The following is a 21,566-nucleotide window of genomic DNA, read 5'->3' as shown; positions in this document are numbered from 1 at the left end:
ATCCCCAGCCTTTTCACAAAAATAAAGAATCCTGCTAATTTTTTTCATTGTAAGAGGAGTTTTGGCACAATATGTCGAAATTGTCTAATAACTGACTAGTTCTTTTGGTTCATGGTTTAGATACAGAATATAAAAGAAAGGAAACTGCGTATGAAATCTACTAAGGCGCAGGCGGCCCGCTGGCTGTCCCGCCTCATCCATAAAGAAAAAATCGATATGAAAGATGAAAAAATTCATGACGAAACCTTCTTGTTTACAGTTGAAGGGTTTTGTGAACAAAAACCGGTCTTTTTTATTTGCCGAGATGAAGAGGGCTTACAGTTCGGCTATCACTCTTTTAAGGAGATAGATCCTTCCCGGCCTGCTCCCTCTAAGGTAAAACGGCATCTGATTGAATGGGAGATGCTGGAGTCAGGAAGCAGAGAAGAACGGCAAGAGAAAATATTAAATACATTGGTTTCAACCATCCGTTCACGAAAAAAGCAGTATCGGACGTGCCAATACTGCAGCCTTAAATTCCCCCCGGAACAGCGCTTCAACCAAAAAACCTGCCAAAACTGTGCACCATCCCGTTCTCACGCCGTTCACTAACCTTTGCTTTTCGGTTCAGCACCGAGCTGCCTGGCCAGATAAACAATGGACTCATTGATCCGCCAAATATAATGAACGTTGTGTAACAGGCGGAGATGGTTAAGCATTTCATGTTCGCTTGATTCAGACTCTTCCGGCAGGCGTTCCAATTGTCTACGTTCCTCTTCCAAATTGACAATTTGTGCCTGCCCTTCTCCTCTGATCACCGCACTCAGTGCTTCAATATTATCCGTCAGTGAGAGCTGAACATGGTTTATCAGCTCTTCAAACTTTTCGTCCGTGTTCAGCTGGCTTTTTCGTGTTGAAGAAGCAACCAGATGCTTGGCGTAAAAGTTGATGGCCGTCAGAACGGTGAGCTGCTGCTGAATGCCGGATTGGCCAAACCAGCCTCTGTATAATGGGCTTGCGTCGTCTATCAGTGTCTGCAGCAGCTGATCGAGCTCCAGCGCATGATCCGCCAGGTTGAAAGCAGAGTGTTTCTCTCTGAAACGGTCAATATAATTGTCCACGTACTCCTTAAGTGAATTCAGGTACTCTACAGTAGAGGTTGTGACTTTATCCCGTGTTCTCTGCGGATAGACGAGAGCTGATACCGCAAACCCCAATCCGACCCCTGCAACGGTATCAATGACACGCGCTGCCATTAATTGCTCGTTGATGCCGCCAAGGAGGATATCATACATCAATGCAAGCAGCATCGTGATCCAGAACATCATCAGTGTATAAGAGATCGGCAGTAAGTAAAAAGCCAGGAAAACACAAATGAAGAGCAAGATAATATCCTGAATGCCGGTTAAATACAGGGCGATAATGAAGCCGGCTATTGCTCCTAAAAAGGTCCCTACGCTCCGCTGTACAGCTTTGACGAGCGTACGGCCGACCGTTTCTGTTCCGAGAAGGACAACAAAACAGGACAGTAAAATCCAATATTGATGAGCAGGAGAATATATATGGCCGAGCACAATGGATAAGCCTCCTGCGATCAATGCCTGGATGGCTTTTTTGGTTGTTGGACGCATCCCTTCCTCTTCTTCATTCTTCGCATCTTCTTCAGTGTCTTCTTTTTCAAGTGGATCCGAAGTTGCGCCGTCACTGCTTGTTCTCTGCAGAGACTGTTGAAGCCCGAACGCCCCATCAATTATATGATTGGCAATCGACTCTATCCTCCGGATCAGGTAAAGCCATTCTTCATTTCTTTTATCCAGCTTCAAAGTACGAAGCAGCTGCCGGAGCGATTGTAAACTGGCTGCTGCGTTCTCCAAGTAATGCACCTGTTCCCTGTTGAGCACTTCGGCCTCACGAATGGATTGAATAACAAGCAGCAGCGAGGAACGTATTGAATGGTTTTCGAGGGCCCGGTGCTCTTTTAGACGTCGTATGGAGGGTGACAAGGTTTCCATCAGCATCGCTGTATCAAAAATGTACAGGCGAAGCTGGCTGGTGCTGAGACCGGGCCATATGCCTCCTGGATCTGTAGAACCAAGCTCATTCGAGACTACACGTGCATAATCTCCGAGCTTTTTGACATTCCGGTCGAGATTTGCCAGCCTCTGTTTATCTAATTTAATATCCCTGACGATATCAATGACAATATTCAGCGTAAGATTTGCCTGTATATGAAAAGAACCCATGGAACGTTTTAACACTTCTTCGGGCTTGTCCTTAATGAGGATAAAATTATAAAAGTAAGCAAATAAAATACCTGTTGCTATGGAAGCAAACAGCCAGGGAACCTGAGCGAAAGTAACTTTAAGGAGCGTAGCAAAATAAAAGGACATGAATGCAATCATGCAGATAGAAAAGTAGCGGCTTCCAAAACGTTGAAGATAAAGCGCTAAAAAAACAACAAGAAGTAAAAACAGATCCGCTGCAATCCCCCATTTGGACAGCCATGATCCGGTGGCGAGAGAACATGCACTAGAGGCGGCAAGCAGAACGGTCGTCAGTTTCTGTTCTTTTTCTGTATCATCGTTGACTACAAGAATTCCCATCATTCCTACCACACCAGCAAAAATAGCTGCTGTGATCTGGCCTCCGGCATTCAGAACGATAATCAGCATGACTACTACTGAACTAATGACACTCAGCGTCACTTTACTCGCTGTCCGCAACCGTTTCCTGCCTGGATCTGATGCAAGCAGCCGATACATCCAGTACCTCATTTGATCCCCCCTTCTGCTGAATTAGCTTTTCTGTGCATTATATCGTTTTACGTGAGCTTCACACAATGAATGTAACTTGTAAAATGACTCTTTATTTCTATATCCATAATCTGCTGTCCCATAAACTTGTACCTGCAAAAAAACCAGCTCCATAAGGAACCGGTTTTTATGAATCTTTTATTAATGTCCGCCAAGATAGGCCATTTTCACCTGCTCGCTTGAAGTGAGCTCCGCTGCATTACCTGACAGCACGATTCGCCCTGTCTCTACGACATACGCACGGTTAGCGATGGAAAGCGCCAGATTCGCATTTTGCTCCACGAGTAAAATAGTCGTTCCCGCTTTGTTGATCTCTTCGATTATACGAAAAATCGTCTTAACCAACAGCGGCGCCAGTCCCATGGAAGGCTCATCAAGCAGCAGCAATCTCGGCCTGGCCATCAATGCCCGCCCCATGGCAAGCATCTGCTGCTCCCCTCCGGACAGTGTTCCGGCCTGCTGTTTCAGCCGCTCAAGCAGTCTTGGAAAAAGCTCATACACCTTTTCCAGGTCCTGCTTAATTCCGTCTTTATCTTTCCTTAAGAACGCGCCGAGCTGAAGATTTTCCTCTACGGTCATATTCGCAAACACACGGCGGCCTTCAGGAACATGAGAGATTCCCTGTTTTACAATCATTTGTGCGGCTTTTCCATTGATCGATTTGCCCTCATAAAGGATTTTCCCCTGCTTCGGTTTCAACAGTCCGGAAACGGTTTTAAGCAGAGTACTTTTGCCGGCTCCGTTCGCACCGATCAGCGTAACGATCTCGCCTTGATTGATTTCAAGCGATATGCCCTCAAGCGCCTGAATGTTGCCATAATAAACGTTAATATCCTCTACCTTCAGCATTATGAAACCTCCTCGCCCAGATACGCTTCGATGACTTTTGGGTTGTTCTTAATTTCTGATGGTGTCCCTTCAGCAATGAGCTGGCCATGGTCAAGAACGTAAATCCGTTCACAGACACCCATGACAAGCGGCATATCATGCTCAATGAGAAGAACGGTCAGATTGAATTGCTTCCGGATGAAGGCGATCAGATTCATTAATTCTTTTGTCTCATGAGGATTCATCCCGGCGGCCGGTTCGTCGAGCAGCAAGAGCTTCGGGTTGGCGGCCAGGGCACGCGCGATCTCCAGACGGCGCTGCTGGCCATATGGCAGGTTCTTCGCCTTTTCATCTTTAAATCTGTCCAAATTAAAAATCTTCAAGAACTCTGTCGCTTTCACGTCCATTTCCTTTTCTCCGGAAAAATGTCCCGGAAGCCTGAAAATCGAGGTGAAAAGAGTATGCTTAGCCTGCGAATGGTAAGCCACTTTTACATTATCAATAACGGACAGTTCCCCAAACAGCCGTATATTCTGGAACGTCCGGCTGATTCCATTTCTCGTAATCTTGTAAGGAGGAAGGTTGTTCAGCCTTTTCCCGTTCAGCGAGATTTCCCCTTCCGTTGGAACATAAACCCCGGTCAGCATATTAAAAAAGGTTGTTTTCCCGGCACCGTTAGGTCCGATCAGTCCTGCCATCTCGCCAGGAAACAATTCAATGTTCACATCCGAAACCGCTCTTAACCCCCCAAAGCGAATACCGATGTTGTCAACCTTAAGCAACGGTTTGCTTGTTTCCATCCTTCGCTCCTCCCTTCGTCTTCTTTCCTTTGCTGAAGATTGACGTAATCTCTTTCGTCCCCATCAATCCTTGAGGGCGGTACAGCATGACAACAATGAGGACGATGCTGTAGATGATCATCCTCGTTTCAGGATAGTCCTGCAGGAACGTGGAAACAACAGTTAAAAGGATCGCTGCAATAACAGAACCCGATAAGGAGCCAAGCCCTCCGAGTACAACGAAAATCAAAATATCAAATGATTTCAGGAATCCAAAGTTCGAAGGCTGGATAATGTAGAAGTTATGAGCATACAACCCACCCGCAATTCCGGCAAAGAAGGCGCCGATGACAAAGGCAGTAACCTTATAATAGGTCGTATTGATTCCCATCGCGTCAGCCGCGGTTTCATCTTCCCGAATGGAAATACATGCCCGGCCATGTGTGGAATTTGTAAAGTTTACAATAACAAGGATAGCAATGAGCATACAGCCGAAGACCCACGGCCATGTCGTCAAGTGGTTGACCTGCATGCCGCTCGCTCCGCCTACATAATCCAGGTTCAGAAACACAATACGGACAATCTCACCAAATCCAAGAGTTGCGATGGCAAGATAATCGCCTTTTAGCCGAAGACTTGGAAACCCGATAATAAAGCCCGCCAATGCGGCCACCAATCCTCCAACGAGAAGAGCTGCTGCAAAAGGAAGCTCCAGTTTCATAGTGATGATTCCCGACGCATACGCACCTACGGCAAGGAAGCCTGCATGTCCAATAGAAAACTGCCCTGTAATCCCGATGATCAAGTGAAGCGAGACGGCCAATATGATATTAATAGCGATAAAGATCAGTGTATTTACATAAAAGAGGTTCAGCATTTGACCCGTGATCATGAACTGGATAACGCCAAAGATAACGAGAGACAAAACGATGGATGTCCAAAAGAGCTTAGCTTGTTTAAAAATCGCCATATTCGTTCCCCCTTATACCTTTTCTCTTTTATATTTGCCGAACAATCCTGAAGGAAGAAAGATGAGAATCAAGATAAGGACAACAAACGCTGCCCCATCGCGCCACAAAGAGTAACCAAACGCACTGACGAGCGATTCGATGACACCCAGCAGCAATCCTCCCACCATCGCCCCCGGAAGAATTCCGATTCCCCCAAGAACAGCGGCAACAAAGGCTTTTAGCCCAGGAATGACACCCATTAAAGGTTCAATCTTAATATAGTAAACTCCGAAAATAACACCCGCTGCCCCTGCAAGCGCTGAGCCGATCGCGAAGGTAGCAGAAATTGTACGGTCAACGTTAATCCCCATCAGCTGTGCTGCTTCTGCATCAAAGGATACAGCACGCATTGCTTTACCGATTTTCGTTTTATGTACGATGAACTGTAAAATGATCATGAGCGCTACCGAAACACCGAGGATCAGCAGCGACTGGCTGTTAATTTTCGCGCCAAAAATGTGGATAGCATGTTCCGGCAATACATCGCCAGGGTACGCTTCAGGCTGTGCACCCCTTACATAGATAAAGCCGTACTCAATTAAAAGAGAGACACCGATCGCTGTAATCAATGCCGCGATCCGAGTAGCGTTCCTTAGCGGTTTATACGCGATGCGTTCGATCAGTACCCCGAAAATCGCACAGACCGCCATGGCAAGAATCAATGATAAGACAAATGGGATGTGCAAAACTGTAATGGAATAGAAGCCTACAAAGGCACCTACCATAAAAACATCGCCATGCGCGAAGTTGATCAATTTAACAATTCCATATACCATCGTGTAGCCAAGAGCAATGAGGGCATAGATACTGCCGAGTGATATACCATTGACCAGCTGTTGTATGAGTTCCATCTCCGACACTCCTTAATATGTCCAATTCCTGAAAACACAGAATAGGGGGACGGAGCCCCCTATTCGTTAAACTGCTCTTATGGATTGATTTTTGTATTAAACTCTTGTTTGCCGTCTTTGTACTCAAGAATAGATGCTGATTTGATCGGGTCATGTTTCTTATCCAATGTCAATTTACCGGAAACAAGGGAAAGATCTTTTGTCTTCGCTAATGCTTTTGCAATTTTTTCAGGGCTGGCATCGCCTGAACGCTTGATGGCATCAGCAAGGTAGTACGCTGTATCATATCCAAGTGCACTAAAGGCATCTGGAGATTTCCCTTTATATTTCTTCTTGAATGCATTTACAAAGTCCTGAATCTTCTTATCAGGGTCTCCAGAAGAATAGTGGTTCGTGATGTACGTGTTATTGAGCGCTTCCGGTCCGGCGATCTCTACAAGTTTAGGAGAATCCCAGCCGTCTCCGCCCATGAATGGTGCTGTAATGCCGATCTCACGCGCTTGCTTGATGATCAAGCCGACTTCCTCATAATAGCCAGGAAGGAAAATGAAGTCCGGCTTTGCTGCTTTTAAGCGGGTAAGTGTTGCACGGAAGTCGGTATCTTTAGCGACATAGGCTTCCTCGGCCACGATGCTGCCGCCGTTTTTCTTATAAGCAGATTTAAACGCTGAAGCCAGCCCTTTGGAGTAATCGCTCGCACTGTCGATGAACACAGCCGCTTTACTCGTTTTCAATTTATCTGTCGCAAAGTTCGCAGCCACTGTTCCCTGGAACGGATCGATGAAACATGTACGGAACACATAATCATTCACTTTGCCGTCTTTATTTGTAATATCAGGGTTTGTTCCTGTCGGTGTGACGAGCGGAACTTTGTTGCTTTGAGCGATCTGTACCTGAGCCAGTGTATTCGTACTCGTTGCAGCACCGATTACAGCCGCTACTTTATCCTGGCTGACGAGCTTCACTGCTCCGTTCGTCGCTTCTGCCGCTTCCGATTTATTGTCTACTTTCACAAGCTTGATTTTCTTGCCTTTAATCCCTTTTTTATTGATTTCATCCAATCCAAGCTGAAGTCCCTCTGCGATGGATTGTCCGTAGGAAGCTACGCCTCCTGAGAGCTCAAGGTTGGCCCCGACTTTAATTGTTTCTTTTCCTCCTGAACCGCCTGTCGATGCTGCACCGCAGCCCGCCATGACTCCTGCTGATAATGACAAGGAAAGAAAGATCCCAGCAAGTTTTCTCTTCTTCATTTTCTCATCCCCCTATTTTTTGTGAAAATGAAAACTACCTACAATATTTAAATATTGTAAATAAAATCAATATTCTGAAAATATTTTACACGAGATTTCCAAACTCGTCTACCGTATTTTTTCTAGCGCAAAATTCCTGCTTGTTTTCTAAAATTTTATAAAAAAAGACAAAAAACGAAAAAAGGCCAGAGATTGATGCGCGATTTACAGTTTTTTTTGTTTATAATAGCTAAGGTAGCTAAAGGCAATTTTGTTTCCTTGCTGTGAATGATATAATGGTGAGATAGAATGTTAACAGAAAGGCTGATACGGGATGGAAGAAAATTCGAATTTTATTAGAAGCATCATTAAAGAGGATTTGGAATCCGGAAAAAGGGACACCGTCATCACTCGTTTCCCGCCAGAACCGAACGGTTACCTGCACATCGGGCACGCCAAATCCATTGTTATAAATTTTGGGCTCGCCGACGAGTTTAACGGGCAGACCAACCTTCGCTTCGACGATACCAATCCACTTAAAGAAGACCGTGAGTATGTCGATTCGATCAAAAACGATGTCGCATGGCTGGGCTATGAATGGGAAAACCTTCGCTTCGCCTCCGACTATTTTGAGGAAATGTACAGCCGCGCTGTCCTGCTTATCAAAAAAGGAAAAGCATACGTCGATGATCTGTCACCGGATGAGATCCGCGAATACCGCGGAACGTTAACTGAACCCGGAAAAGACAGCCCGTACCGTGACCGTTCTGTTGAAGAAAACCTTGACCTCTTTGACCGCATGCGCAAAGGCGAATTCCAGAATGGTGAAAAAGTGCTCCGCGCCAAAATCGACATGGCGTCCGGGAACATCAACATGCGTGATCCGGTGATCTACCGTGTATCCCACGCGACCCACCATAATACAGGAGACGCTTGGTGCATCTACCCAATGTACGCGTTCGCTCATCCGCTTGAGGATGCCATTGAGGGTGTAACCCACTCTCTTTGTACGACTGAGTTTGAAGAACAGCGTCCTCTTTATAACTGGGTGGTAGCAGAGTGCGAGATGGAAAGCCAGCCTCAGCAAATCGAGTTCGGCCGTCTGAATATCGAAAATACAGTCATGAGCAAACGTAAATTAAAACAGCTTGTTGACGAAGGCTATGTTGACGGCTGGGATGATCCGCGCATGCCGACCATTTCCGGACTTCGCCGCAAAGGATATACCCCTGAAGCGATCCGTGAATTTGTACAAGCGACCGGTGTTTCCAAAGGATCCGGTGCTGTAGACGAAGCGATGCTTGAGCACTTTGTGCGTGAAGACCTAAAGATGAAGGCTCCTCGTACGATGGGTATCCTGAATCCGTTAAAAGTCGTCATTACGAACTATCCTGAAGGACAAGTTGAAATGCTGGATGCGGAAATCAACCCTGAGAACCCTGAGATGGGCACACGCCAAATTCCTTTTTCACGTGAGATCTATGTGGAACAGGATGACTTCATGGAGAACCCTCCAAAGAAATACTTCCGCCTCTTCCCTGGCAACGAAGTCCGCTTAAAGCATGCGTACTTCATTAAATGTGAGGATGTCATCAAAGACGAGGATGGAAATGTCATCGAGCTTCACTGTACGTATGATGTGGAAACGAAGAGCGGCAGCGGTTTTACAGGCCGTAAAGTAAAAGGGACCCTTCACTGGGTGGATGCTTCACAGGCCATTCCAGCTGAGTTCCGATTATACGAGCCGTTAATCCGCGATGAAGATCTGAAGGCTGCTGATGAGAGTGAAGACAAAACGTTTATCGATTTCGTCAACGAAGACTCATTGACCATCCAAGAAGGGTTCATCGAGCCAAACATGAAGGACGCGAAGCCGCAGGACAAGTTCCAGTTCTTCCGCCACGGCTACTTTAACGTCGATCCAAAGCACACGGCCGAGGACAAGATCGTATTCAACCGCATCGTATCATTGAAAAGTTCATTCAAGCTCTAAGCTTAGAGTAAAAACCGGTTCTTTAGGGGCAACTGCCTCTCGGGCCGGTTTTTTTTGTGATTGAATGAACGCTGATCGGAGCGTCGCTAGTTTCCATAATGCCGTGTTGGCGGATATTTCTGCTGTTTCCGCGGGTATTTTCAAATTTTGGCGGGTAAATTCTCTGTTTCCGCGGGTAAATCTCTCATTTCGGCAGGTAAACCGAATCAACGCCGAGGCAGACCGTCCAAACAATATCGATTTGAAGGAAACAGACGCTTTGGCGTATAGTAGAAACAAAGAAACAAGGAGGAATGCCGCCTGAAAGCCATAAAAGTTTCGCTGCAGATTAAAATACTCGGGCTCGTCCTGCTATTGGGTGCATTGCTGATCTTGTTGCTGACAGGGTATTTCAGTTATAAAGAGAGTAAACAAATTGAAGAAAATAAAGGACGGCTGGCCCTCGAGTTATCAAAATCCATATCCTTCATGCCTACGGTTATTGATGCTTTCCAATCGAGCGATCCATCCAAAACGATACAGCCTCTCGTTGAAAAGATACGTAAACATACTGGTGCTGAATTCATTGTGGTCGGCAACACATCCGGCATCCGCTATTCACATCCCATCCCTTCAGAAATCGGAAGAAAAATGACTGGGGGCGATAATGACAGAGCTCTTAAAGGGGAGTATTACGTTTCACAGGCAAAAGGTTCTCTCGGTCCCTCTCTCAGAGGAAAATCCCCGATCTATAACCAGCAAGGAAAGATCATCGGCCTCGTTTCCGTAGGATTTTTGTTGGAAGACATTCATGAACAGATCATGAACAACTTCTTAAAAGTCCTTTTTGTTTCTCTTATCGCACTGCTGGTATCTGTGATTGGGAGCTATATCCTTTCTAGAGATATCCGGCGAGATACGATGGGGCTTGAACCGTATGAGATCGCCGCACTGTATAAAGAAAAGAACGCTGTGTATCATTCCGTTAAAGAGGGCATATTGGCCATTGATAAAGAAGGACGGATAACGAATATGAACCAATCGGCCAAGAAGCTGCTCGATATTGAAGGATCTGTCCGGCATATGAAAGTGGACGGCCTCTTTCCCTCCGCTTATCTTTATGAGGTGTTAAAGCACGGTAACCCCCAAAGTGATAAAGAGATGTTTTGGAAAGATAAAACAGTGATCGTTAACTGTACCCCTCTCTTTCATCAAAACAAGATCAGCGGTGTGGTTGCTTCCTTCCGGGACAAAACAGAGGTGGAGCAGATGATCAATACCCTTTCTGAAGTCAAACAGTATTCTGAAGACCTTCGTTCGCAAACCCATGAGTTTACCAATAAATTATATGTTCTGTATGGTCTCTTGCAGCTTGGTGAATATGAGCAGGCCATCAGTATGATCAAAAGCGAAACACAGGTCCTGCAATTTCAAAATGCCGTCGTCTTTAACCAAATTAAAGATACAAAAGTACAAGCGATTCTATTAGGCAAGCTGGGAAAAGCTTCTGAGAAAAAAATACAGTTTGAGATCGCTTCTGATAGTTTTCTGGAAGAACTGCCGGCACACTTCAAGCTCTCCAGCTTAATTGTTATTCTTGGAAATTTAATTGATAACGCTTTCGAAGCGGTTTATCATGTGAAGAGTCCGAAAGTCACGCTTTTTGTTACCGATATCGGCAGTGAAATTATTTTTGAAATTGAGGATAATGGCAAAGGAATAAACGATAAAGAAATACCGCTTCTCTTCAATCGGGGCTACACTTCTAAAGACGGAGATGAACCAAGAGGATATGGCTTATCAAATGCGGACGAAGCGGTACGGGATATGAATGGAATAATTGAAGTGCAAAGTAATCCAGGCACTGGTACTGTATTTACGGTGTATCTTCCTAAGAATGATAAGGGAGCTGATTCATATGATCAAAGCAGCGATAGCCGAAGATGATTTTCGAATAGCCGATATACATGAAAAGTTTTTGAAGAAATTCAATGAGATTGAGGTGGTCGGAAAGGCATTGACCGGAGAACAGACGCTGCAATTGCTGAAAACAACGGAACCCGACCTGCTTCTTCTTGATGTGTATCTGCCTGATATGCTGGGCTCTGATCTCCTCCCTCTCATCCGTGAGCACTTTCCTAAACTGAGTATTATCATGATTACAGCCGCGACGGACAAGGAGTTCCTTGAGAAAGCCCTGGGATATGGCGCGGAGAATTATTTAATCAAACCTGTGAGCCGGGAACGATTTGATGAGATCATCCAGTCATTTATTAAAAAGCATAATCTCCTTTCATCCAATGAACAAGTGAATCAAAACCTGATTGATTTGATTTTTGATAAGAGGAAACTTGAGCAATCCAAAAAAGGAACCAGCTTCCCAAAAGGAATCGATGAGATCACACTGGGCAAAGTGAAGGCCGTCCTTCAGGCAAAAAGGGACGGGCTTTCTGCAGAGGAAGTCGGAAACGAGATTGGAGCTTCAAGAATTACTGCGCGCCGGTATCTCGAGTACCTCTCCTCCATAAACGAATCCAAAGCCGAAGTTGTCTACGGCATTGTCGGCCGCCCCGAAAAGAAATATTATCCCCTGTAAGAGGATGGCGAAATCGCCGTCCTCTTTTAGTTTTCTCATGAACTTTATGTACAAAATTAATTTAAAGTACTTTAATAACTTTATTTTGAAAACGTTTTCATTTCAGAATATTTTGTTTACACTCAACTTACTTACAAAAGGGGTGAAGACGATGCTCGCATTATTAGGTTTTTTAATGATACTTACATTCATGGTTTTAATTATGACAAAACGCCTGACCGCCATGATCGCCTTGATGGTTGTCCCTGTAGCTTTCGCCTTGATTGGCGGATTCGGCAAAGATATCGGACCGATGGCGCTTGAGGGCATAAAAAGTGTAGCGCCTACAGGAATCATGATCCTGTTCGCCATTCTCTTCTTCGGCATTATGATTGATGCCGGTGTGTTTGATCCCATTATCTCAAGCATTCTGAAAGTTGTAAAAGGAGATCCTGTAAAGATCGCCATCGGAACAGCAGTACTGGCTTTGTTAATTTCGTTAGATGGTGACGGCACGACGACCTACATGATCACCATCTCAGCAATGCTTCCATTGTACAAAAGAATTGGCATGAGGCCTCTTGTTTTGGCCGGTATTGCCGTATCTGCGTCCGGTGTGATGAACCTCCTTCCATGGGGCGGTCCTACTGCCAGAGCGATGACAGCGCTGCACCTCGAGATGTCTGATATCTTTACGCCTGTTATTCCATCCATGATCGGCGGCGTAGTGTTCGTCCTGTTCATGGCCTTTATTCTCGGAAAAAAAGAACGCAGCCGTGTAGGTGTTCTTGAGATTGATTATAAAACAATGGCGATGCAGGCCGCTGCTGTTGATGCTGATGCTGTCGGTTTAAAGCGTCCAAAGCTCATCGTAGTGAACTATCTGCTAACAATCCTGCTTCTTGTTGCATTGATCAAAGAACTTTTGCCAACAACTGTTTTATTTATGATTGGCTTTGCTATTGCCATTACGATGAATTATCCAAAACTGCGTGACCAGAAAGAAAGAATTGCCAACTATGCTGATAATGCCTTATCTGTCGTCACGATGGTTTTTGCCGCAGGTATTTTCACAGGAATTCTTTCAGGTACAAAAATGGTCGATGCTATGGCCAACACGATGATCACACATGTCCCTGATGCATTGGGTTCACACTTTGCGCTCATTACAGCCATCATCTCTGCACCGTTTACCTTTTTCATGTCCAATGATGCCTTTTATTACGGCGTCCTGCCTTTGCTTGCCAAAGCAGCTGCTGGATACGGCATTGATCCAGCCATGATCGGACGCGCTTCCCTTTTAGGATTGCCGGTCCATCTATTAAGTCCATTGGTCCCTTCTACTTATCTATTAGTCGGCATGGTAGGCGAAGACTTCGGAGACTTGCAGCGAGGCTTCCTGAAATGGGCCTGTGGTGCAACCGCGGTAATGATTCTCGTAGCTCTCGTCTTAACGATCATTCCGTTTTGAGTTTAAAAAGAAAGGAAGGCAGCGTGCCTTTCCTTTCTTTTTTTTGCTTATGATAGTGTGCTAGTTTCCATAATATCGTTTTGGCGGGTATTTCTTTTGTTTCGGAGGGTATTTTTGGATTTTAGCAGGTAAATCGTCTGTTTTGGCGGGTAAATGTTTCATTTCAGCGGGTAAATCTATTTACAGAGCCATACCCATAGAAAAAAACAGCCAAAACGGCTGTTTTTTCCTATACCCGATAGTAATCCCCGCGCCATTCATTGATCGCCTGCTTAATTTCTTTAGAACGCAAACTTTCTTCAGCTGCTCTTTGGCTCAACGCTGGCAGTTCTTGATCACTGGCAAAGCGTAAAGCGACAATCTGTCCGGTTGTCAGCCTGGAATCCATGAGCTTGCCGGTTAGTACAAAGTGCCGCAGATTCTCTTCGGCACGGATGGCCCGGTCTTGCGCCTTCAGCGGATAACTTCTTACGAGTAAAAATAGAATAACCAGTGACCCTGCCGCTAAAAGCACCACACAGGCAAGGAGTACATTCTCTCCATTACTCAGCGAACGGACAAAGTAAACCAGTGCTGTTACGAGTGTTCCCAGCACGAAAAGGGACAGGACATAATGAAACAACGGATGCATCCGTGTATGGTTTTGATAGTTTTGATTTTCCATGTTTTTTCCTCCTAATTTTCGAACTTCTTATTCCCACTTAAACGTGAGGCTCGCTACTATAAAGGCACCAATCAGCCAGCAGCCAAGAATCAGGGCCTCTGTTCCCAGGCTCATAAACGAAGCGCCAACATTCATCGTCTCCCTCATCGCAGTTGTTAAGTGAGCTATGGGAAGGATATGCACGATCGGCTGAAGAAATTCCGGCATATTTTTAATTGGAAAGAACACTCCGCCCAAAAACAGCATCGGAAAAGATAGGAAGCCTGCGATCGGTCCTGCACTTTCCGGTGTTTTGGCAATCCCTGCAATGATAAAGCCAATCGCCATGAACGCGAGTGTACCCAAGATGACAAAGCTGACGAGGGTCAGCCACGATCCCCGGATTTCTACATCAAATACGAGCCGGGCGACGCCAAGAACGATGAGCGCTTGTAACCCATTCAGCATCAGCCGGGCGGTAATCTGTGCCGCGATAAAGGTGTGGGCTTTCAATGTCGTTCCCTGCATCCTTCGCAAGATTCCGCGTTCGCGCCATGATGCGATCTGTCCTGCTACCCCGTTCATGTTGTTGCTCATGATCATCATCGCCACGATCCCCGGGACAAGAAAGTCGATATAGCGGAGATTCAGCGTCTCTACACCTTTTGGGTTGATGACCACCGATGGCTTATAATCCGCCTTCTGTTTACTGATGGCATCGACTGCATTATTCACGAGCTGCTGTCCAACCTGCGAGACAGCCATGTTCGTTTCATTATAAAAAACAGGAAGCCTGAATGGCTTTTCACCCTGAGCCGCACTCTTCATCCTTGTTTCATAGCCTTTCGGGACCTGCAGTACAAGCTGGACGTCTCCTTTTTTCAGCTTGGAGAGCGCCTCTTTTTTACTCGATGATTTTTCGAGTGATATCGCTTCGTTTTTCTTCAAAAGACTTGCAAGCTGTTTAGATTGGACAGATTGATCCTGATCCACATATCCGATCGTGACCGACACGCCGTTTCCATTGCCGAGAAAAGAGCCGAGCATGACCATGAGGAAGATCGGAAACGCAAGCGTCCAGAACAAGACCTGGCGGTTGCGCAGGAAAATGCGTAATTGAGCTAACGTTAATTGCCAGTATGCTTTCATCCTTCTCTCAAGCTCCTTCCTGTCATATGGATGAACACATCCTCCAAAGTGGCGGTGCGTGTCTGCAGATCGGTCAGTTTCAGATCTTTTTCAGATGCGGTCTGAATCAGGCTGGTCAGCGTCTGCTGTAGATTATCGGTATAAAGCACTTGAACATCCTTATGGCTGCCTGTCTGCTTGACCCCTTCAATTTCTTTTAAATCCAGGATGGGTGCATCTTCTGTTAAACGGAACTCAACGGCGCTGTCCGACTGAAGATTTTTCACCAGATTCTCAGGTGTATCCAGTGCGATCAGCTGTCCCTGATCCATAATGGCAATCCGGTCACAGAGCACATGAGCTTCATCCATATAGTGCGTTGTCAGCATGACCGTCTTTCCTCTTTCCTTCAAATTCAGAATAATATCCCACAAGGTACGCCGAGCCTGCGGATCAAGTCCTGTTGTCGGTTCATCCAGGAAAATGATCCAAGGATCGTGCACGAGTGCCAGCGCAATCGCCAGCCTTTGCTTTTGGCCGCCTGATAAGCTTTTGATCCGGCTTTTACGCTTATCGGTTAAAATCATGTCTTCGATCAGATCCGGGATGGATATATGCTTGGGATAGAAGCTGGCATACATTTTCAAAATCTCTTCAACGGTCAGCAGTTCAAACAGCGTCGTAGATTGAAGCTGTACTCCAATCACTTCCTTGACGTGTTCCAGGTGCTTCTTAATATCAAATTCACCGATCCAGGCTGTTCCTTCATCCGGTTTTCTCAGGCCGACAAGCATTTCCAGCGTTGTCGTTTTTCCGGCGCCGTTCGGACCGAGCAGCCCGAATACTTCACCTTTATGTACTTCAAAGTCAACTCCCTTTACGGCGATAAAATCACCATAGCGTTTCACGAGATGCTCTACTTTAATAATGGGCTCCTGTGAACTCATTGCCATCCTCCATCCTATAAAAAACTTTCATTCATAAAAAAAGAGCTAGATCCCTTTAATAAGATTCTAACTCATTTCTTTTGAAATTTATGTTTTTTTATGGAGTATAAAAAAATTCTGCCTCAATACGGGCCGTAATCTCATTCTCTCCAGTCTGGATCGGCACGGAACTTCCCTGTGACAGCATCGCTCCCTGAAACGGAACAGGCCCTGGATGGATGCCCTTTGACAGCTCTGTTACTTTTGCCGGAACCCGATTGAGCGTGACACCAAGATCACGGGATATAGCCATCGCTTTTTGCTGTGCACTGTTTACTGCAAGCGACAGAGCTCGGTTATAAAAAGCATCTGGAGAAGACACAGTGAACTGAATCGATGATACGGAATTTGCTCCCTGGCTGACCGCTGTATCAATCACGACTCCCGTCCTGCCCACATCATCCACCGTCACCTGAAGCTGATGGTTTACCTGATAGCCTTTAAGATTCTGCTGTCCGTTCTCATAAACATATTGCGGTTCAATGCGATAGAGTGAGGTCTGGATGTCTTTGTTCTTGATCCCCATCGTTAACAATCCATGAATGACGTTCGCCATGATCTCATTGTTCTGCTTTTGCGCAGTGTTCACATCTTTATTTTCCGTGATTACGCCTAAGGAAAGCTTGGCTTGATCGGGTACGGCAAATACGGAACCCTCACCGGTTACCTTGATGATGTTCCTCATGTGGTCAGCTGTAAATTCCGGCCGGTTGTAATACATCTAAGCCCCTCCCCATTGTACCGTTACATCATAGTCTATGCGGTACAACGCAGGCTCATAACAAAGCCCCCTAAAGACAGCTCACCTTTAAGAGGCTGAGGATGGCACAGCTTTTAAATGGCATTCCTTTTTATGCAGAGCTGATAAATGGCTCGTCATCAGAAGCAGCTGAACAGACAGCTTCCGGTCAGAGTGAAGGATCGCCCCTTTTGTTGACCAGATGTGTGGGTGTAAAAGGGATTTTTAACGAAAAGGATTACTCGTTAGTTTCATAATATGGTAAAATAAGGATATTGTTTAAGGGGGAACGTATGTGAGAGAAAAGTGGTTTTGGGCAGGCATTATTCTGGCTGTGTTAAGTTGGATCGGCAACTCCCTCTATTATCAGTCAAAGCAGATTGAGCATCCGATCTTTTTAAAGCACTTTTACGAGGCAGCAGATGACGGAGATCAATATTTAAAATTTTATTACTTGGCAAATCGTGAAGACAAGCAAGATATACAAAGTGTCCGTATTAAGGACGCTGTTGTGTTACCCTACTCCCAAGATGATTTTATGGCGGGTGAAAATAATCCTTCCGTTGAACAGGAATACACTCATCAGGATTTAAAAGTGTTTACCGTCTCACTAAAGGATATGCTTTCACAGATGAAGAATAAAGGAGCTTTTTCTTTTAATATAATGAAGGTTGTTATGAGCAATGGCCAGACCTTTACGGCCGATATCGGGCATGTGACGATCCATAAACAATATAAGGATGATAAAATTCTGGAGGAGCAGATTGCAAGCGGAAGCAATTCTGGGGATACAGGACTATTTCAGGTATTGAAACCAATTACGCTGACAAGTGTCAGTCTGCCTTTTGAAAAAGAAACGGAAAGAATGGTTTCAGTGAAAGCAAATACCGATCAGGAAGCTTTGAGTAAGGAAGGCGAAAACGATGACCCTTCCGGCTGGACGGATTATGAGAAAAAGAGTCATAGCAGCTACCAGACTTTAAATCCGCATAAGAACTTTAGCATAAAACTAAAACAGAAGGATTGGATTGAACTAGCCACAAGGTTTAAAGCTAGTACTCTTGCGTACTGCGATTTTTCTGTAAAGCTTCACGGAACAAGTAAAGGAAAGCCCTTTGTTTCCACAGCATTGGTGAACTTTCAGCCGGTCCTCAGCCAGAACGATGTCGATCGCATCATTTCCAAGAACGGGGGCGGGTGAAATGAGAGAAAGTTTTCACAAGCTGTTCTGGGGATTTCTATTGATCTTGATTGAAATTCATATTATAGCGATCGATATCCTTCCAGACCCGATCGGCTACTATATGGTCTTCTCCGGTCTTAGTTTACTGAAACTAAAAAGCCCGGCCATATTAAAAGCAAAGTATTTGGCATTAGGCCTGGTGTTTATATCTATCCCTACCGTCTTTATCCAGCAAAATTCCGTCAACGGCAGTACTTCCGGACACATATTTGATTTGAGCCTTTGGCCGATCTATACACAAGTCATTGGAATTATAAAGCTGATTCTCGTTTTCTATGTGTTTCAGATCCTGCTGGATATCGCGATGAAAAAAGGAGATCAACAGCTCTATGCTACGGCCAGATACCGTTTTATTTCCTATATGGCTGTCATGCTTATTTTTAACATAACTCTACCTTTCACCATGAATATAGTTGGGGATTTGGTGACGGCTTACACTGTTGCGTTCTTGCTGCTTTCCCTTCTAGTGGAGGTTATGTTTTTGCTGCTGTTAAGGAAGTATGGGAAGGTTTTAGCAGTTGAATGATAGATTGCTGGCAGTAAAAAAGAGAGGACATCCTCTCTTTTTTATTTACTATTTTTTCCAACTTGTATAATTCCACCCCGAAAGATTCATTATAATCCTGCAATAATGAGTATCGGCATACTCTCTTGTTGCTCCAGTCCAACGCAACCAAATATCCAGGCCCTATAAATTTGTAATACAATCCATATTTCACCTTATTCATTTCACCATGTGAGCAGGAAATTTGTACGATTAACCGCCGTTTGAAATACTTTGAGGTGAGTTGTCAATCCTATAGAAAAAGGAGAGTGTCGAGATGAAAGTCTTTTTAGTAGGAGCAAATGGACAAATTGGACGTAAACTGGTTGAGCTCTTGGGAAGCAGTTCGGAGCATTCCGTCCGGGCGATGATTCGAAACCCGGAACAAGCGAATGAACTGGAGAAGCTAGGAGCTCAAACCGTAGTGGCGAACCTGGAGGGCAGTGTTTCTGAATTGGCAGAAGCCGTTAAGGAAAGCGATGCGATTATTTTCTCGGCCGGATCCGGAGGCAGCACCGGCTCTGACAAAACCCTGCTCGTTGATTTGGACGGAGCGGCTAAAATGGTAGAAGCTGCTGAACAGGCCGGCGTCGACCGTTTTGTGATAGTCAGTGCTTTACAGGCGCACAACCGGGAAAACTGGAACGAAAAGCTTCGGCCCTATTACGCGGCCAAACACTATGCAGATAAAATTCTTGAAAGCAGCAGCTTGAACTACACGATCGTACGGCCAGGCGGACTATTGAACGAGCCTGGCACAGGAAAGGTCGAAGCAAGCAAAAACCTCGGAAGAGCCTCCATCCCACGTGAAGATGTCGCGCAAACTGTGTTGGCTGCTCTAACCGAAGAACATACATTTAAACGCTCGTTTGATTTGATTTCAGGAGATCACTCGATTCCAGACGCTTTGAAGAACCTATAATAAAAAGGCTGGCCCAAAAGTTGTGATCTTTTGAAGCCAGCCTTCTTTATTTTTAGACGAGTGCCTTAAATGTCGTTAAGATAAGTCCTATTAAAAACCCGCAAATCGCTCCGTTCACCCTGATCCACTGTAATTCTTTGCCTACATTGTTTTCCATCATATCGATCAATGTTTCATTATCCAGCTTATCTAGATTCTCTTTCACAAGATTGCCTATTTTGGAATGGTTGCTTTCAATCAAAGTGGAAATTTGGTTTTGCAGCCATCTTTCAATGCTGTCGATTTTTTCCGGATCATTTTTCGTTCGATCGACGAGGTCTCTAATAAATGAAATCACATACCGATCGATAAACGCTTCATCTTGAGTCAGCAGCAGCAATTTATTTTGAACCTGTCCCAGAATGTTTGTAATTTGATCCGCAGGACTCCATGTATTGACCAGGTTATCTTTCCACTCATTAAGTTCAGCCGCCAAATTTTCTCGGTCTTGTACACTTTCTAACTCTTTGCGGATTCGATTGAGGATTAACTGCCGGTATGGATTATCTCCGTCTTGCAGCAGAATAATTCTTTTAAGAAAAAATGGCTGAAGGATATTCCCCAGCTTTTCTTCATTAATAAAATTGCTAAACGATTGAAGGGCCATTTTAATAAAGCCATCGGCCTCTGTATTGTCCAGCAGTTGTTTCGCCATTTTGCCGATTTTTCTTTTTGTATCTTCCTTTGCCATCCACTTTTGTGTCTCAACCAAAATATAATCGAAGGCTTGATCATGCAGATTTCTGTCTAGAGCCTTATTAATCATGGTCTGAAGAAAGCCTGCAGCATCCAGGGAGCGCAGATAGTTCTTCAGCTCTTTTTCAATATATGGAGCGATATTTTCCGGATTTATATGGCGTATCGCCTGCTGAAGAAATGTTCCGACTCCCTTATGAAAGGTATCTGAATCCAATTCTTTCTCAGCAATTTTTATTAGCTTCTCTGTAATTTTGATTTGCTGAATTTTCCCCTGGATACTTTCTTTTGTCAGCCAATCATTTTCAAGCATGGATACGATGGCTTTCATCATCCTGTCACGGTTTTTTGGAAGTAGAGCCGTGTGAGGAATCGGTATGCCAAGAGGATGGCGAAAGAGCGCGGTGACCGCAAACCAATCGGCCAGCCCCCCTACGAGTCCTGCCTCAAATCCCCCTTGAAGCAATTCTCCAACAAAAGAATCTTGAAATGGAATGGTTCCGAGAAACCCTGCTCCCATTACTCCCAATGAAATTTTCGCAAAGTATTTTGATTTCTTTTCCTTTTTTTCCATGGTAACTTCCCTCTGACATTCATTTGCTTAAAACTATACCATAAAACAGTGGATTGGCTGAAAAGTTTGACGCCAGAATTTACCCATCAGCTGCCAGAAAGCCCGCGCTCAGCGCCCTTTCAGATAGCTTTCGAGCCCGCTGTTGGCTGATTCATAGGCTGGACGCATCGCTTTCATTCTCTTTGTTGACAAAAAAGCGGTAAATAAACCATTAAACCGCTCCCCTTGAACCACTTTGGTCCTGTCTCCGAAATCAGTCAGCTCCCAGTAATGATAGCCGGTCAAGATGCCTGGTACTCCGCCCGTCCATGCCAGCTTTCTGTTCGGTTCAAAATCCAGTACCTTCGCTTGAAAACGAAAAGGGATGCCCTTGCCGATCGGTGATTTTACTCGAACAGATAATCTGTTTCCTTTCCTGCACTCACCTTTGATAGAAACAATCTGCGGATTCCAGAACGAATGTGTTCCTGTGTCAGCTATAACCTTCCATACTGCTTCCATCGGGTAAGGCAGAAGGTATTCAGTCAATAATTCTTTCATTCTGC

At 45.0% G+C, this 21,566-nt stretch carries 21 protein-coding genes; 9 read left to right on the top strand and 12 right to left on the bottom strand.

The features are described from left to right. Positions 1-150 precede the first annotated feature (150 nt). Positions 151-591 carry a hypothetical protein gene (locus LCY76_RS03210; protein WP_248251437.1) on the top strand — a complete coding sequence of 147 codons (441 nt, stop codon included), beginning with the start codon at positions 151-153 and terminating at the stop codon, positions 589-591. Here LCY76_RS03210 and LCY76_RS03205 read toward each other — a convergent pair. The 6 genes from LCY76_RS03205 to LCY76_RS03180 form a co-directional block, all read right to left on the bottom strand. Further along, positions 588-2,753: an FUSC family protein gene (locus LCY76_RS03205; protein WP_248251436.1), complete on the bottom strand. Its 2,166-nt coding sequence runs from the start codon at positions 2,751-2,753 to the stop codon at positions 588-590. The two genes, LCY76_RS03210 and LCY76_RS03205, sit on opposite strands and share 4 nt — an antisense overlap. 180 nt (positions 2,754-2,933) lie before the next feature. Then, positions 2,934-3,641, bottom strand: a complete 708-nt coding sequence (locus tag LCY76_RS03200; RefSeq protein ID WP_248251435.1) for an ABC transporter ATP-binding protein — start codon at positions 3,639-3,641, stop codon at positions 2,934-2,936. After that, on the bottom strand, positions 3,641-4,420 hold the full coding sequence (locus tag LCY76_RS03195; RefSeq protein WP_248251434.1) for an ABC transporter ATP-binding protein: 780 nt from the start codon (positions 4,418-4,420) through the stop codon (positions 3,641-3,643). The genes LCY76_RS03200 and LCY76_RS03195 overlap by 1 nt, the downstream gene beginning before the upstream one ends. Further along, complete coding sequence (locus LCY76_RS03190) at positions 4,395-5,369, bottom strand: branched-chain amino acid ABC transporter permease (RefSeq protein WP_053355774.1); 975 nt, start codon at positions 5,367-5,369, stop codon at positions 4,395-4,397. Before LCY76_RS03190 ends, LCY76_RS03195 begins: the two co-directional genes overlap by 26 nt. Positions 5,370-5,381: 12 nt before the next feature. Beyond that, positions 5,382-6,260 carry a branched-chain amino acid ABC transporter permease gene (locus LCY76_RS03185; RefSeq protein ID WP_091007719.1) on the bottom strand — a complete coding sequence of 293 codons (879 nt, stop codon included), beginning with the start codon at positions 6,258-6,260 and terminating at the stop codon, positions 5,382-5,384. Between the two features lie 77 nt (positions 6,261-6,337). Beyond that, a complete protein-coding gene (locus LCY76_RS03180; RefSeq protein ID WP_062238730.1) occupies positions 6,338-7,510 on the bottom strand; it encodes an ABC transporter substrate-binding protein in 1,173 nt (390 codons plus the stop codon). A gap of 313 nt (positions 7,511-7,823) precedes the next feature. On the opposite strand from LCY76_RS03180, the gene LCY76_RS03175 reads away from it, so the two are divergent. The 4 genes from LCY76_RS03175 to LCY76_RS03160 all read left to right on the top strand — a co-directional run bounded on the left by LCY76_RS03175 (position 7,824) and on the right by LCY76_RS03160 (position 13,507). Beyond that, positions 7,824-9,482, top strand: coding sequence for a glutamine--tRNA ligase/YqeY domain fusion protein (locus tag LCY76_RS03175; protein WP_248251433.1), 1,659 nt, complete (start codon positions 7,824-7,826; stop codon positions 9,480-9,482). Between the two features lie 300 nt (positions 9,483-9,782). Then, a complete protein-coding gene (locus tag LCY76_RS03170; protein ID WP_248254571.1) occupies positions 9,783-11,408 on the top strand; it encodes an ATP-binding protein in 1,626 nt (541 codons plus the stop codon). Further along, a complete protein-coding gene (locus LCY76_RS03165) occupies positions 11,380-12,057 on the top strand; it encodes a response regulator (RefSeq protein ID WP_248251432.1) in 678 nt (225 codons plus the stop codon). The genes LCY76_RS03170 and LCY76_RS03165 overlap by 29 nt, the downstream gene beginning before the upstream one ends. 151 nt (positions 12,058-12,208) lie before the next feature. After that, on the top strand, positions 12,209-13,507 hold the full coding sequence (locus tag LCY76_RS03160; RefSeq protein ID WP_248251431.1) for a CitMHS family transporter: 1,299 nt from the start codon (positions 12,209-12,211) through the stop codon (positions 13,505-13,507). Positions 13,508-13,736: 229 nt separating this feature from the next. On the opposite strand, the gene LCY76_RS03155 is transcribed toward LCY76_RS03160, so the two are convergent. The 4 genes from LCY76_RS03155 to LCY76_RS03140 form a co-directional block, all read right to left on the bottom strand. Then, positions 13,737-14,171 carry a DUF6526 family protein gene (locus LCY76_RS03155; RefSeq protein WP_248251430.1) on the bottom strand — a complete coding sequence of 145 codons (435 nt, stop codon included), beginning with the start codon at positions 14,169-14,171 and terminating at the stop codon, positions 13,737-13,739. Positions 14,172-14,198: 27 nt separating this feature from the next. Then, positions 14,199-15,299, bottom strand: coding sequence for an ABC transporter permease (locus LCY76_RS03150; RefSeq protein ID WP_248251429.1), 1,101 nt, complete (start codon positions 15,297-15,299; stop codon positions 14,199-14,201). Further along, a complete protein-coding gene (locus tag LCY76_RS03145; RefSeq protein ID WP_248251428.1) occupies positions 15,296-16,225 on the bottom strand; it encodes an ABC transporter ATP-binding protein in 930 nt (309 codons plus the stop codon). The genes LCY76_RS03150 and LCY76_RS03145 overlap by 4 nt, the downstream gene beginning before the upstream one ends. Positions 16,226-16,322: 97 nt before the next feature. Beyond that, positions 16,323-16,985 carry an SIMPL domain-containing protein gene (locus tag LCY76_RS03140; protein ID WP_248251427.1) on the bottom strand — a complete coding sequence of 221 codons (663 nt, stop codon included), beginning with the start codon at positions 16,983-16,985 and terminating at the stop codon, positions 16,323-16,325. Positions 16,986-17,086: 101 nt separating this feature from the next. Here LCY76_RS03140 and LCY76_RS03135 point away from each other — a divergent pair, with 101 nt between their 5' ends. The 4 genes from LCY76_RS03135 (at position 17,087) to LCY76_RS03120 (ending at position 19,712) form a co-directional block, all read left to right on the top strand. Then, complete coding sequence (locus LCY76_RS03135) at positions 17,087-17,260, top strand: hypothetical protein (RefSeq protein WP_248251426.1); 174 nt, start codon at positions 17,087-17,089, stop codon at positions 17,258-17,260. A gap of 38 nt (positions 17,261-17,298) precedes the next feature. After that, entirely contained in the window at positions 17,299-18,204 is a 906-nt protein-coding gene (locus LCY76_RS03130; RefSeq protein WP_248251425.1) for a hypothetical protein, read from the top strand. 1 nt (position 18,205) lies between these two features. Beyond that, a complete protein-coding gene (locus tag LCY76_RS03125) occupies positions 18,206-18,772 on the top strand; it encodes a hypothetical protein (RefSeq protein WP_248251424.1) in 567 nt (188 codons plus the stop codon). A 295-nt stretch (positions 18,773-19,067) separates the two neighbouring features. Continuing rightward, positions 19,068-19,712, top strand: coding sequence for an SDR family oxidoreductase (locus LCY76_RS03120; RefSeq protein ID WP_248251423.1), 645 nt, complete (start codon positions 19,068-19,070; stop codon positions 19,710-19,712). Between the two features lie 52 nt (positions 19,713-19,764). On the opposite strand, the gene LCY76_RS03115 is transcribed toward LCY76_RS03120, so the two are convergent. Together LCY76_RS03115 and LCY76_RS03110 are read right to left on the bottom strand one after the other, a co-directional pair. Next, positions 19,765-21,021, bottom strand: coding sequence for a DUF445 domain-containing protein (locus tag LCY76_RS03115; RefSeq protein ID WP_248251422.1), 1,257 nt, complete (start codon positions 21,019-21,021; stop codon positions 19,765-19,767). Positions 21,022-21,129: 108 nt separating this feature from the next. Continuing rightward, positions 21,130-21,561, bottom strand: coding sequence for an SRPBCC domain-containing protein (locus LCY76_RS03110; protein ID WP_248251421.1), 432 nt, complete (start codon positions 21,559-21,561; stop codon positions 21,130-21,132). Positions 21,562-21,566 lie beyond the last annotated feature (5 nt).

The organism is Fictibacillus marinisediminis (assembly GCF_023149135.1).
Taxonomy (GTDB): Bacteria; Bacillota; Bacilli; order Bacillales; family Fictibacillaceae; genus Fictibacillus_C; species Fictibacillus_C marinisediminis.
Note: the sequence above shows the minus strand (reverse complement) of the source record. Positions and strands in the feature narration are given on the sequence as shown.

Bases quoted from the DNA above. Each gene is read 5' to 3' on its own strand.
- LCY76_RS03120 (WP_248251423.1), top strand. From the start codon at position 19,068: ATGAAAGTCTTTTTAGTAGGAGCAAATGGACAAATTGGACGTAAACTG.
- LCY76_RS03155 (WP_248251430.1), bottom strand. From the start codon at position 14,171: ATGGAAAATCAAAACTATCAAAACCATACACGGATGCATCCGTTGTTT.
- LCY76_RS03110 (WP_248251421.1), bottom strand. From the start codon at position 21,561: ATGAAAGAATTATTGACTGAATACCTTCTGCCTTACCCGATGGAAGCA.
- LCY76_RS03205 (WP_248251436.1), bottom strand. From the start codon at position 2,753: ATGAGGTACTGGATGTATCGGCTGCTTGCATCAGATCCAGGCAGGAAA.
- LCY76_RS03210 (WP_248251437.1), top strand. From the start codon at position 151: ATGAAATCTACTAAGGCGCAGGCGGCCCGCTGGCTGTCCCGCCTCATC.
- LCY76_RS03140 (WP_248251427.1), bottom strand. From the start codon at position 16,985: ATGTATTACAACCGGCCGGAATTTACAGCTGACCACATGAGGAACATC.
- LCY76_RS03150 (WP_248251429.1), bottom strand. From the start codon at position 15,299: ATGAAAGCATACTGGCAATTAACGTTAGCTCAATTACGCATTTTCCTG.
- LCY76_RS03185 (WP_091007719.1), bottom strand. From the start codon at position 6,260: ATGGAACTCATACAACAGCTGGTCAATGGTATATCACTCGGCAGTATC.
- LCY76_RS03200 (WP_248251435.1), bottom strand. From the start codon at position 3,641: ATGCTGAAGGTAGAGGATATTAACGTTTATTATGGCAACATTCAGGCG.
- LCY76_RS03165 (WP_248251432.1), top strand. From the start codon at position 11,380: ATGATCAAAGCAGCGATAGCCGAAGATGATTTTCGAATAGCCGATATA.
- LCY76_RS03125 (WP_248251424.1), top strand. From the start codon at position 18,206: ATGAGAGAAAGTTTTCACAAGCTGTTCTGGGGATTTCTATTGATCTTG.
- LCY76_RS03145 (WP_248251428.1), bottom strand. From the start codon at position 16,225: ATGAGTTCACAGGAGCCCATTATTAAAGTAGAGCATCTCGTGAAACGC.
- LCY76_RS03175 (WP_248251433.1), top strand. From the start codon at position 7,824: ATGGAAGAAAATTCGAATTTTATTAGAAGCATCATTAAAGAGGATTTG.
- LCY76_RS03115 (WP_248251422.1), bottom strand. From the start codon at position 21,021: ATGGAAAAAAAGGAAAAGAAATCAAAATACTTTGCGAAAATTTCATTG.
- LCY76_RS03180 (WP_062238730.1), bottom strand. From the start codon at position 7,510: ATGAAGAAGAGAAAACTTGCTGGGATCTTTCTTTCCTTGTCATTATCA.
- LCY76_RS03135 (WP_248251426.1), top strand. From the start codon at position 17,087: ATGGCACAGCTTTTAAATGGCATTCCTTTTTATGCAGAGCTGATAAAT.
- LCY76_RS03160 (WP_248251431.1), top strand. From the start codon at position 12,209: ATGCTCGCATTATTAGGTTTTTTAATGATACTTACATTCATGGTTTTA.
- LCY76_RS03195 (WP_248251434.1), bottom strand. From the start codon at position 4,420: ATGGAAACAAGCAAACCGTTGCTTAAGGTTGACAACATCGGTATTCGC.
- LCY76_RS03190 (WP_053355774.1), bottom strand. From the start codon at position 5,369: ATGGCGATTTTTAAACAAGCTAAGCTCTTTTGGACATCCATCGTTTTG.